Raw genomic sequence first — 10507 nt, 5'->3', positions numbered from 1 at the left:
GCTTCGAGGGCGAACCCGGCCCGACCGGGGCGCGGACCGTGAACGGCTGGAAGAACCGCGGCCTCCCGACCAACCTGGAAAGCACCCCGTGAGCTTTAATCCCGACGCGCAGGACTGGAGCGCGGAAACCCAGGCCGTCCGTGGCGGGCTGGTCCGCACCGGGTTCCAGGAAACCACCGAGCCGATCTTCCTGAACTCCGGGTTCGTCTACGAATCTGCCGCCGCGGCAGAGCGCGCCTTTACCGGTGAAGACGAACGGTTCGTCTACTCCCGCTACGGCAACCCCTCCGTGGCCACCTTCCAAGAACGGCTCCGGCTGCTCGAAGGCACCGAGGCCTGCTTCGCGACGGCGTCGGGCATGTCCGCGGTGTTCACCGCGCTCGGCGCCCTGCTGGGGGCCGGCGACCGCGTCGTCGCAGCGCGTTCGCTGTTCGGATCCTGCTTTGTGATCCTCAACGAGATTCTGCCGCGCTGGGGTGTGGAGACCGTCTTCGTGGACGGCCCTGACCTGGAGCAGTGGCGGGCGGCGCTGGCCGAGCCCACGACGGCGGTGTTCTTCGAATCGCCGTCGAACCCCATGCAGGAAATCGTGGACATCGCCGCGGTGAGCGAGCTCGCGCACGCCGCCGGCGCCACCGTGGTGGTGGACAACGTATTCGCCACCCCGCTGTTGCAGCGGTGCGGGGAACTCGGAGCGGACGTTGTGGTGTACTCCGGCACCAAACACATCGACGGACAGGGCCGGGTGCTGGGCGGTGCCATCCTGGGTACCAAAGAGTTCATCGAGGGCCCGGTCAAACAGCTGATGCGCCACACCGGGCCGGCCCTGTCCGCCTTCAACGCCTGGGTGCTGAGCAAGGGCCTAGAGACAATGGCCCTGCGGGTGAACCACTCCTCCGCCTCCGCGCTGCGGCTGGCCGAATGGCTGGAGGCCCAGCCCGCCGTGAGCTGGGTGAAGTACCCCCTGCTGGCCTCCCACCCGCAGTACGAGCTGGCCGCCCGGCAGATGAAAGCCGGCGGCACTGTGCTGACCCTGGAGCTTGCGCCCTCGCCGGGGCGTTCGGCCAAGGACGCGGCGTTCGCGCTGCTGGACGCGCTGCGGATCATCGACATCTCCAACAACCTCGGCGATTCGAAGTCGCTGATCACTCATCCGGCCACCACAACACACCGCGCCATGGGCCCCGACGGGCGGGCAGCGATCGGGCTGAGCGACGGCGTGGTGCGGCTGTCGGTGGGCCTGGAGGACGTTGAGGACCTGATCGGCGACCTGGAGCAGGCGCTCAAGCAGGTGTAGCCCCGCACGCCGTCACTTCGACGGCCCGCTCGACGACGGCGGACATTCCGCGGGCATTGAACTGTTCGCGCTGCAGCTGGGAGCCGGTGCCCTCGGCCAGCAACCGGGTGATGCCCCGGCGGACCAGCTCCAGTTCGCCCTGCTCGGCCAGCACCGGCGCCACGAAGTCCACCAGCGCGTGCACCACCTCGGCTGCGGGGGCGGGGGTGAAGGTGCCAAAGTCCAGCAGTTCCCCGCGGAGCCCGCAGTTGCTGGCCTGCCATGCGGCCATCCGCAGCAGCAGGGTCGGCACCGGGGCGGGGTCCACGCCGTCGTCCCATTCGCGGGATGCCGTCTCGACCAGCGCCCGCACCAGCACGGCTATCAGGGCGGCGTCCTCCGCCCGCAGGCACACATCGGCGACCCGGATTTCGACGGTGGGATGGTGCCGGCACAGCCGTGAATCGAAGTAGACCATCCCCTCATCCATCAGCACCCCGGTCTCGACCAGCCGGTTCACCACCCTGCGGTAGACGGGGAGGCTGCCAAAGATCATGGTGGGCCCGGACCCCGGCCAGCGGTTCCACGCCTGGGTGCGGTAACTCTCGAACCCTGTCTCGGCCCCGTTCCAGTAGGGCGAATTGGCGCTGAGCGCGATCAGGACGGCGAGTTTGTCCCGGATCCGGTCGATCACGGCCACCGCCTCCTCCGGCGACTTCACCAGGGTGTGGACGTGGAGGCCGCAGGTCAGCTGGTTGCGGACCGTGCGTCCGAACCGCTCCTGCATGGTCACGTACCGCTGCTTCGGTGTCAGGTGACTCGAGGAGGCCAGCGGCGAGGTTGCCAGGGCCGCCACCCGGGCGCCGTGCCGGCGGGCGGCGGCGTCCGCTGCCGACCGGGAGCGCCGGATCTCGCGCAGGAGGCTGGTGTGGTCCGCGCAGGGCGGGGTCTGGATTTCGAGCTGTTCGAGCTTGAGCTCGAAACTGAAGCCGGAGTCATCGTGCCGGGTGTCGGCGGGGTCGACGCCGGGCTTCAGGTCGCGCAGCACGGTGTCAGCAAGCGCCAGCGGAACCCCGGTGGCGGGGTCCACGATCAGCAGTTCCTCCTCGACGCCAAAGGTGCGCATGCAACCATTGTGCGCCAGCACCTGCCCTAGACCGCTACCTGTTGTTTCGCGGGAGCGCGGTATCAGTCCTGGAAGTACTCGACCTTGGCGCCGATGGTGTTGAGCCGCTCGGCCAGGTCCTCGTACCCGCGTTCGATCACGTAGATGTTGCGCAGTTCGGACACACCCCGCGCTGCGAGCATGGCCAGCAGCAGGCAGGCGGCCGGGCGCAGGGCCGGCGGGCAGCCGACTTCCGCGGCCCGCCACTTGGTGGGTCCGTTGACGTAGATCCGGTGCGGATCCAGGAGCTGGACCTGCGCGCCGAGCTTGTTCAGTTCGGTCAGGTAGATGGCCCGGTTCTCGTAGACCCAGTCGTGGATCATGGTCTGGCCCTGCGCGTTCGCGGCGATCACGGCGAAGAAGGGCAGGTTGTCGATGTTCAGGCCGGGGAAGGGCATCGGGTGGATTTTGTCCTCCGGCGCTTTGAGCTCCGAGGGCTTGGTGGTGACGTCCACCAGCCGGGTGCGGCCGTTGCGGGCCACGTATTCGGCCGAGACCTCCAGTTGCTGGCCCATCTGCTCGAGGGTGGCCAGCTCGATTTCCATAAACTCGATCGGCACCCGGCGGATGGTGACCTCGGAGTTGGTCACGATTCCGGCGGTGATCAGGCTCATCGCCTCGATCGGGTCCTCGGACGGGAAGTACTCGATGTCGACGTCGATTGAGGGGCGTCCGACGATCTTCAGCGTGGTGGTGCCGACGCCGTCGATCTCCACGCCCAGCATCTGCAGGTAGAAGCAGAGGTCCTGGACCATGTAGTTCGGGCTGGCGTTGCGGATGATGGTGGTGCCGCGGCGGTGGGCGGCTGCCATGATTGCGTTTTCTGTCACGGTGTCGCCGCGTTCGCTCAGCACGAAGGAACGGTCATGCCCGTCCGACGGCGGCGCCTGGACACTGTAGAAACCGGACTTCGCCTCGACGGACAGATCGAACTGCCGCAGGGCCTGCATGTGCGGCTCCACGGTGCGGGTGCCGAGGTCGCAGCCGCCGGCGTACGGCAGCCGGTATTCGGTGGATTCATCCAGCAGCGGGCCCAGCAGCATAATGACGCTGCGGGTTCGGCGGGCGGCCTCGACGTCCATCGCGTCGAGGTCCAGGACGGCCGGGCGCCGGATCTGCAGGTCGTTGTCGTTGAGCCAGGTGCATTCGACGCCGATGCTGGTGAGCACCTCGACGATCCGGTTGACCTCCTCGATCCGGGCCAGCCGGCGCAGGACGGTGGTGCCGCGGTTGATCAGGCTCGCGCACAGCAGGGCGACGCCGGCGTTCTTGCTGCTGTTGACGTCCACGGCGCCGGAGAGCGTACGGCCGCCTTCCACCCGGAGGTGGGTCATCTGCGGCCGGCCCACTTTGACGATCGCCCGGCCAAAGATGGTCTCGAGCCGCTGGATCATTTTCAGGCTCAGGTTCTGCTTGCCCTGCTCCATCCGGGCGATGGCGCTCTGGCTGGTTCCCAGCTCGGCGGCCAGCTGTCCCTGGGTCCAGCCCTTCTCGCCGCGGGCATTCCGAAGGACGGCGCCGACGTATTCAGCAGTCTGTTGAGTCATATTCAATAAATATCACGGATGAGCTATTTGGGCCCGCTTGTGGCCGTGAATTGCAGTGAAGCTCACAAAATATCCATTCTGTGCGATATGCTCTCCTCCCGCCGAGGGCCCGGGGCCCAGCCCTCTGGCGCCACCTCCGGCGCTACTGCTGGCCGAGGAAGACCATGTTCCAGGTCCCGGCGCCGAGCGCTGCCGCCACCGCGCCGCCCGCGATCAGCACGCCGCCGAGGACCACCCACACGTCCATCGGCGTGAATACTGCTGGCCGTGCCCAGGTCCGCGGCGCCCCGCCGAACCCGCGGGCTTCCATGGTCACGGCGAGCCGGGAGGCGCGGCGGACGGCCTGGACCAGCAGTCCGAAGCTTTGCCCCAGTGTGGCCTTCAGCCGCTGCCCCGGGTTCCCGTGCGAGCCGACCCCGCGCGCCCGCCGCGCCATGCCGATGGTCTGCCATTCCTCGGCCATCAGCCCCACCAGCCGCATCGCGGCGAGGGTGCCGAGGACAAAGCGGTGCGGCAGTTTGGCCTGCTGCGCCAGGGCGTCGGCGAAGTCGGTGGGGTCCGTGCAGCTCATCAGCAGGACCGCGGGCAGGGCGATCGCCAGACCGCGCAACAGGAAACCGAGGCCCAGCGCCAGCGAGCCTTCGCTGATGGACCAGACGCCGACGTCGAGCAGGGTCCGTCCGTGGTCCGCGGCCAGGATCGCAGTGCTCCAGCCGCCCAGGGCAGCGGCGAGGATCAGCGGCCAGCCGCGCTGCCAAAGCAGGGCCAGGGTCAGGCCGGCCAGCGGGAACAGCAGGAGTTCGAACCCGAGCGCCACGGAGGCGGATACCCAGTCGATGGAGAGCGCCAGGACGAGGGTGATGAGCAGGACGCCGAAGAACTTGGCTAGCGGATTCGCGCGGGTCAGCACGGCCCCGGTTCCCGGCAGGATCAGCGGGCCCCTCACGGCGCCGCCACCCCCGGGATCGTCCGGCCGGCGCTGTCCGGCTGCCGCGCATGCGGCGCGGCGAGCGTCAGTTCGGTGCCGCCCAGGACGGCGCTGAATTCCGCGTCGTGGGTCACCGAGACCACGGAGGTCCCGGCGTCGAGGAGCTCCGAGAGGAGGGACGCGAGTTCCGCCCACGTGTTGACGTCCTGGCCGAAGGTGGGCTCGTCGAGGACCAGCACCTGCGGGTGGGCGGCCAGCACGGTGGCCACGGAGAGCCGGCGTTTTTCGCCGCCGGAGAGCGTGTAGGGATTGGCGTCCACCAGGTCGCGCAGCCGCAGGCGTTCCAGGAGCTCGTCCACGCGTTCTTCACCATGGCCCAGGTGGCGCGGACCGAACTTCAGCTCGTCCAGCACCCGACCGGTCACGAACTGGTGCTCGGGTTCCTGGAACACGGTGCCGATCCTGGCGATCAACTGCTGGGCCTTCCACTTGTAGGGGTCGATGCCCGCGCCGGCGCTCAGCTCGGTGGTGGCCGATACTGTTCCCGCCACCGGGGCCAGCAGGCCGGCCAGGGTCAGGGCGAAGGTGGACTTGCCGGAGCCGTTCGGGCCGGTGATGGTCAGGGCCTCTCCAGCCCGGACCTGGGCCGCGAGGCCGGTCTGCACCGGCGCCGGCGGGATGGCCCTGAAGCCCTGGAGCAGGCCCGAGCGGCGGGTCCGCTCGCGGGACACGGCGAGGCCTTCGGCGGCCAGGAGCAGCTGCCCGGACTGGACGCCGCCGGACTGGATCCCGCCGGCGGGGACGCCGCCAGACTGGACGCCGTCCCCACCGGGTTGCCGGCGGGGACGGGTGGGCGGCACGTGGCCCGGCACCCAGACCCCGGCAGCGATGAGCATGTCCCTCGCCTGCGCCAGGACCTGGTCCGGGGCGCCGTCCAACAACACGGCCGGCTCCGTGGCAGAGCCCGGCTGCAGCACCACGATCCGGTCGACGAGGTCCTTCCACACGGCCACCCGGTGCTCCACCACCACCAGCGTGGCTCCGGTCCGGTCCAGGCACCGTGCCACGGCGTCACGGACTTCCAGGACACCCGCGGGGTCGAGGTTGGCCGTGGGTTCGTCCAGCAGCAGCAGCCCGGGCCGCATGGCGAGGATCCCGGCGAGCGCCAGGCGTTGCTTCTGTCCGCCCGAGAGCGCGGACGTCGGGTGCTGCAGCGGCAGGCCGGCCAGCCCGACGTCGTCGAGCGCCTCCGCGACCCGCCGCCAGATCTCCGCCGGGGGCACGGAAAGGTTCTCGGCGCCGAAGGCGACGTCGTCACCCAGCCGCGAGAGCACCACCTGGGTTTCGGGGTCCTGCTGGACCAGGCCCGCCGTGCCGCGCCGGGCCCGGGGCGGGGCGCCGTCGATCAGCAGGCTGCCGGTCTCGTCCGAATCCTCGGAGTCCGCGGCCGGTCCCGCGCCGGCGCTGTCGCCGAGCACCCCCGCCAGGGCGTGCAGCAGCGTGGATTTTCCCGCGCCGGACGGCCCCAGGAGCAGCACGCGTTCGCCGGGGCTGATGTCCAGGTCCAAGCCGCTCACGGCCGGGCGGGTGCGGCCGGCATGCCGCCAGCCCCAGCCGCGGGCGGTGACCGCAGCCGGGCGCACGTCGTCGAGGGTTCCCATACGTGTCCGGGCCCTAGGAGAACACGGGTTCCGTTGCCGCCTTGCGGGACGCGAAGGAAGCCAGCACACCGGTCCGGGCCAGGCCGCGGGTGGCGATCCAGGCCAGGGCGCCGGCGATCACGGCCCCGGAGATGGCGCAGAAAATGATGTAGGCGAGCTTGTCACCGGTCTCGTACGCGATGTTCCAGCCCCAGGGCAGGAAGGAGTCGTTCAGGCCGCAGAACAGGCCGGCGCCCGCTCCGGCCAGCAGCGAGACCGGCAGGTTGAACCGCTTGTAGAGGAACGCGGCGAAGATGAGCTCCGCGCCGAGGCCCTGCAGGAAGCCGGAGAACAGCACGGACGCGCCGTACTGCGAGCCCATGATCAGCTCCCCCGTGGCGGCTACGGTTTCGCAGAACACGGCCGCTCCCGGCTTGCGGATAACCAGCATGCCCAGAATCGCGGGGATCATCCACCCGCCGGCGTACAGCCCGGTCAGTGGCGGGTAGACCGCGTTCAGCGGCGTGGTCACCACGTTCGCGCCCTGGTCCCAGGCCCAGAAAATTACGCCGCCGGCAACAGCGATCAACGCCGCCACCACAATGTCCACCACCCGCCAGGTGTATTTGCCCGTGGTCAGTGTCTGCTTTGCAGAAATATCAGTCATGTCTTCCTCCTGAGGTACAGGAGGGGAGGGTGCTCCGGTGGCGCCGCGGTTTGCACCGCGGGTGCCGGGCACCCTGAGAACTCGACTCCCTTGCGCCGGTACTAACCGGATCAGGTTCGAGGGTCTGCGGCTGTCCGCACTCTCAGCGCCCACCTAAGGTTCCGGACTGCTCCGGAGGCCCGACGGCGGCGCTCCCCTGTCGTATGCAATTCACCCTTGTGGGCTGGCTCAGTTTACACCCGGCAGATCGCCCGCACGAGCCGGTGACCGGGATCGGCCTGCTTGGTAGAGTCTGCTCAGATCGCGAGCATCGGCCGCAGCCGCGGCCGGGCCCCGGCCGCGGCTGACGGAAGGTGATTCCTTTGACCGACTCCCCAGCGCCTTCCCCCGACTTCGACCCCGATTCCGCGGAGCCCCAGCCGCCGGGTTCCCTGGCGGCGCTCATCGGCCGCATCCTCACCGAAATCGAGGAGCTCCAGTTCCGGTCCTTCAGCAAGGACGACGCCCTGGACCTGGGGCTGCTCCTGGTGGAACTGGGCCGGGAGCGCTCCCATCCGATCGCCATCGACATCACCAAGGGCGAGCAGGTGCTCTTCCACGCGGCGCTGGAGGGCGCCACCCCTGACAACGGCCGCTGGATCAAAGCCAAGCAGCGCACGGCCGTGCGGTACGAGGTCCCGTCCCTGCTCGTGGGGCTGCGGGCGCGGGCGTCCGGGCGGCGGATCGAGGACAACGCCTGGTTCGACCAGCTGGAATTCGCGGCCCACGGCGGCTCCTTCCCGATCTACCTGCGCGGAACCGGAATGATCGGCACGGTCACCGTATCCGGCCTGCCGCAGAAGGCTGACCATGAGCTGGTGGTCGAGGCGCTGTCGGAAATCCTCGGACGGCAGGGACGCTAGGCTAGGGGGAGCCCTGTTTCCGCCCGCAAGGAGTACGACGCATGAACATCCTCATCAAGTTGCTCGGCACCGGCATCAGCCTCGTCGCCGGTTTCGTCGGGACCAAGCTGGTCGACACCGCGTGGGAGAAGACCACCGGCAACAAGCCGCCGAAGGGCCACGACGACGACGTCCCCACCACCCTGCGCCAGGCCCTGACGTTCGCGCTGATCTCCGCTTCGGTCAGCGCCATCATCCAGGTCCTCGCCAACCGCGGCACCCAGCGCGCCATCAGCCGCTTCGCCAAGACCCAGGACATCGTCTAAGGGCACACCGCTATGGGCACACCGCCCGGCGTCACTCGCCGTCGTCGGTGAACCCGCGTTTCCCGGCCGCCTGCTGCACCACGGCTTCGAGCTCGTCGGCGCTGAGCAGTTCCGGGTGCAGGTGCTTGGTCCGGTAGCCGGCCCGGCCCACCATGTGGGCCGAGACCGGCACCGTGAGCAGCTGGAAGATCCACGCGACCACCAGCACCGGCCACACCCACCATGTGCGCATCTGCAGCCCGACGGCGCACAGCAGCAGGAACAGCCCCAGTACCTGCGGCTTGGTGGCGGCGTGCATCCGGCTCATCAGGTCCGGGAAGCGCAGCAGGCCGATCGCGGCGCCGAGGGACATGAGCGCCCCCACCACCATAAAGACGGCAGAGACTGCGTCGATCACGGTATCCACGGAGCTCGTCTCAGGATTCATTGGGCTGCTTCCTCCGGTCCGCCACGAACCGTGCCACCGTCACCGAGCCGACGAAGCCGATGATGGAGATGGCCACGAGCAGCATCAGGTTGTTCAGGTGCCGGTTGACGGCCATGTCGATGCAGAGCGCCGCGCCGAGGATGGCCAGCAGGACGTCCGCGGCCAGCACCCGGTCCAGCAGCGAGGGCCCGCGCGCGATGCGGATGATCGCCCCGGCCGCGGCAAGGGAGAGCACGACGGCGGTGATGATCAGGACGAGGGGCATCATCCGGCTACCTCCTGCTGGAGTGCGGTCAGTTCGGCCGGGGTGCCCATGATCCGGATCAAGCCCGCTTCGGTGTCACGCACTTCCTTGCGGAGCCTGGCAGCGTCGTCGGCGTCACGGACGTTGATGCCGTGGATGTAGAGCGTGGACGTGGATCGGTCCACCTCCACCACCAAGGACCCGGGGATCAGGGAAATTACGTGTCCGGTCGCCGTCACCAGCAGGTCGGAGTGGCTGCGGAGGGGGACGGCGACGACGGCGCTGATCACCCGCGGCCCGCGCACCACGGCCAGGAAGAGGACCTGGAAGCTGGCAGCGACCACTTTGCCGAGGAAGACCAGGGCGAAGGGGACGGCGCGCAGCACATTAAAGCGGYCGCCCAGTTCCACCGGCGGCAGGTAGAGCAGCCGGGCCACCACTACGGCGATCAGGGCGCCGAAGAGCAGGTTGCCGGGGCTGAAATCCTGCCAGAGTGCACCCCAGACGATCACGAGCCAGACCAGCAGCGGCAGTTCCTGGCGCAGGGAGATTCGCTTGCGGGTCATTTGCCGCCCTCCTGTCCCGGCGGCTGGGCTATGGCCGGGACCGGCGCCTGGTCACCCAGCACCGCATGGATGTAGGAGGTACGGTCCAGCATCACCCCGGCCGACTGGCCGGCAACCTGGAACAGCGGCCCGGCAAAGACCGTCAGCGCCACCCCGAACAGCACCAGCCCGAGGGTGGAACCCACCATGGTGCGCGGCAGCAGGGTCACGCCTTGGCTCCCGGAGCCGCCGGCGGAGGCGGCCAGGAGTACGGGATCAGGATGTTCGGCGTCCTCGGGCTTGCGCCAGAACGCACGGTTCCAGACCCTTGCGATGGCCAGCAGCGTCAGGAGGCTGGTCAGCACGCCGCCGGCCACTAGCGCGTAGGCCAGCGGCGTGCCCAGGGCGACGCCGGCCTGCAGCAGGCCGACTTTGCCCAGGAAACCGGAGAACGGCGGGATGCCGGCGAGGTTCATGGCCGGCACGAAGAACAGCACGGCCAGCAGCGGGGAGAGCTTGGCGAGCCCGGCGATCCGGTCCACCGAGGAGCTTCCGGCCCGGCGCTCGATCAGGCCGGTCACCAGGAAGAGGCTGGTCTGGATGGTGATGTGGTGCGCCACGTAGAAGACGGCMGCGCCCAGCCCGGCCACGGAGGACATCGCCAGGCCGAAGACCATGTAGCCGATATGGCTGACCAGGGTGAAGGAGAGCAGACGTTTAATGTCACTTTGGGCCAGCGCGCCAAGGATCCCCACCACCATGGTCAGCAGTGCCGCGACCATCAGCGGTGTGTTGAACGTGTCCCCGGGGAAGAGCAGGGTCTCGGTCCGGACCATCGCGTAGACGCCCACCTTGGTGAGC

Annotated in this window: 12 protein-coding genes and 1 riboswitch; of the genes, 3 read left to right on the top strand and 9 right to left on the bottom strand. The window is 69.1% G+C overall.

What is annotated here, in order from left to right; translation table 11 throughout:
• Positions 1-88: 88 nt before the first annotated feature.
• Entirely contained in the window at positions 89-1297 is a 1209-nt protein-coding gene (locus AC1DHD_RS09520) for an O-succinylhomoserine sulfhydrylase (protein ID WP_476879473.1), read from the top strand.
• Here AC1DHD_RS09520 and AC1DHD_RS09515 read toward each other — a convergent pair.
• The 5 genes from AC1DHD_RS09515 to AC1DHD_RS09495 all read right to left on the bottom strand — a co-directional run bounded on the left by AC1DHD_RS09515 (position 1284) and on the right by AC1DHD_RS09495 (position 7223).
• Positions 1284-2402: a glutamate--cysteine ligase gene (locus tag AC1DHD_RS09515; protein WP_476879472.1), complete on the bottom strand. Its 1119-nt coding sequence runs from the start codon at positions 2400-2402 to the stop codon at positions 1284-1286. The genes AC1DHD_RS09520 and AC1DHD_RS09515 overlap by 14 nt on opposite strands.
• 62 nt (positions 2403-2464) lie before the next feature.
• Positions 2465-3988: a UDP-N-acetylglucosamine 1-carboxyvinyltransferase gene (locus AC1DHD_RS09510; RefSeq protein ID WP_476879471.1), complete on the bottom strand. Its 1524-nt coding sequence runs from the start codon at positions 3986-3988 to the stop codon at positions 2465-2467.
• Positions 3989-4130: 142 nt separating this feature from the next.
• A complete protein-coding gene (locus AC1DHD_RS09505) occupies positions 4131-4934 on the bottom strand; it encodes an energy-coupling factor transporter transmembrane component T family protein (RefSeq protein WP_476879470.1) in 804 nt (267 codons plus the stop codon).
• Positions 4931-6577 carry an ABC transporter ATP-binding protein gene (locus AC1DHD_RS09500; protein ID WP_476879469.1) on the bottom strand — a complete coding sequence of 549 codons (1647 nt, stop codon included), beginning with the start codon at positions 6575-6577 and terminating at the stop codon, positions 4931-4933. The genes AC1DHD_RS09505 and AC1DHD_RS09500 overlap by 4 nt, the downstream gene beginning before the upstream one ends.
• 13 nt (positions 6578-6590) lie before the next feature.
• Positions 6591-7223, bottom strand: coding sequence for an ECF transporter S component (locus AC1DHD_RS09495; RefSeq protein ID WP_476879468.1), 633 nt, complete (start codon positions 7221-7223; stop codon positions 6591-6593).
• A gap of 69 nt (positions 7224-7292) precedes the next feature.
• Positions 7293-7431, bottom strand: a riboswitch (TPP riboswitch).
• Positions 7432-7585: 154 nt separating this feature from the next.
• On the opposite strand from AC1DHD_RS09495, the gene AC1DHD_RS09490 reads away from it, so the two are divergent.
• Complete coding sequence (locus tag AC1DHD_RS09490) at positions 7586-8125, top strand: heme-degrading domain-containing protein (RefSeq protein WP_476879467.1); 540 nt, start codon at positions 7586-7588, stop codon at positions 8123-8125.
• A gap of 41 nt (positions 8126-8166) precedes the next feature.
• Positions 8167-8430 carry a DUF4235 domain-containing protein gene (locus tag AC1DHD_RS09485; protein WP_476879466.1) on the top strand — a complete coding sequence of 88 codons (264 nt, stop codon included), beginning with the start codon at positions 8167-8169 and terminating at the stop codon, positions 8428-8430.
• 31 nt (positions 8431-8461) lie between these two features.
• Here the strand turns inward: AC1DHD_RS09485 and mnhG are convergent, their stop codons facing one another.
• From mnhG to AC1DHD_RS09465, 4 genes are all read right to left on the bottom strand, one after another.
• Positions 8462-8857, bottom strand: coding sequence for a monovalent cation/H(+) antiporter subunit G (gene mnhG, locus AC1DHD_RS09480; RefSeq protein WP_476879465.1), 396 nt, complete (start codon positions 8855-8857; stop codon positions 8462-8464).
• The gene (locus AC1DHD_RS09475) at positions 8847-9125 is read right to left on the bottom strand and encodes an MrpF/PhaF family protein (protein WP_476879464.1); all 279 of its coding nucleotides are present in this window, start codon (positions 9123-9125) and stop codon (positions 8847-8849) included. The genes mnhG and AC1DHD_RS09475 overlap by 11 nt, the downstream gene beginning before the upstream one ends.
• Positions 9122-9667 carry a Na+/H+ antiporter subunit E gene (locus AC1DHD_RS09470; RefSeq protein ID WP_476879463.1) on the bottom strand — a complete coding sequence of 182 codons (546 nt, stop codon included), beginning with the start codon at positions 9665-9667 and terminating at the stop codon, positions 9122-9124. Before AC1DHD_RS09470 ends, AC1DHD_RS09475 begins: the two co-directional genes overlap by 4 nt.
• A partial coding sequence (locus AC1DHD_RS09465) for a proton-conducting transporter transmembrane domain-containing protein (RefSeq protein WP_476879462.1) occupies positions 9664-10507 on the bottom strand: 844 nt, incomplete at its 5' end. The genes AC1DHD_RS09470 and AC1DHD_RS09465, both read right to left, overlap by 4 nt.

This window comes from Arthrobacter sp. 05L45_2, from assembly GCF_056397525.1.
The sequence above is the reverse complement of the archived record's forward strand: the minus strand, read 5'-3'. Positions and strand labels throughout refer to the sequence as shown.

Excerpts from the sequence above, each read along its gene's own strand:
- AC1DHD_RS09515 (WP_476879472.1), bottom strand. The coding sequence starts at position 2,402 with ATGCGCACCTTTGGCGTCGAGGAGGAACTGCTGATCGTGGACCCCGCC.
- AC1DHD_RS09510 (WP_476879471.1), bottom strand. The coding sequence starts at position 3,988 with ATGACTCAACAGACTGCTGAATACGTCGGCGCCGTCCTTCGGAATGCC.
- AC1DHD_RS09500 (WP_476879469.1), bottom strand. The coding sequence starts at position 6,577 with ATGGGAACCCTCGACGACGTGCGCCCGGCTGCGGTCACCGCCCGCGGC.
- AC1DHD_RS09495 (WP_476879468.1), bottom strand. The coding sequence starts at position 7,223 with ATGACTGATATTTCTGCAAAGCAGACACTGACCACGGGCAAATACACC.
- AC1DHD_RS09485 (WP_476879466.1), top strand. The coding sequence starts at position 8,167 with ATGAACATCCTCATCAAGTTGCTCGGCACCGGCATCAGCCTCGTCGCC.
- mnhG (WP_476879465.1), bottom strand. The coding sequence starts at position 8,857 with ATGAATCCTGAGACGAGCTCCGTGGATACCGTGATCGACGCAGTCTCT.
- AC1DHD_RS09475 (WP_476879464.1), bottom strand. The coding sequence starts at position 9,125 with ATGATGCCCCTCGTCCTGATCATCACCGCCGTCGTGCTCTCCCTTGCC.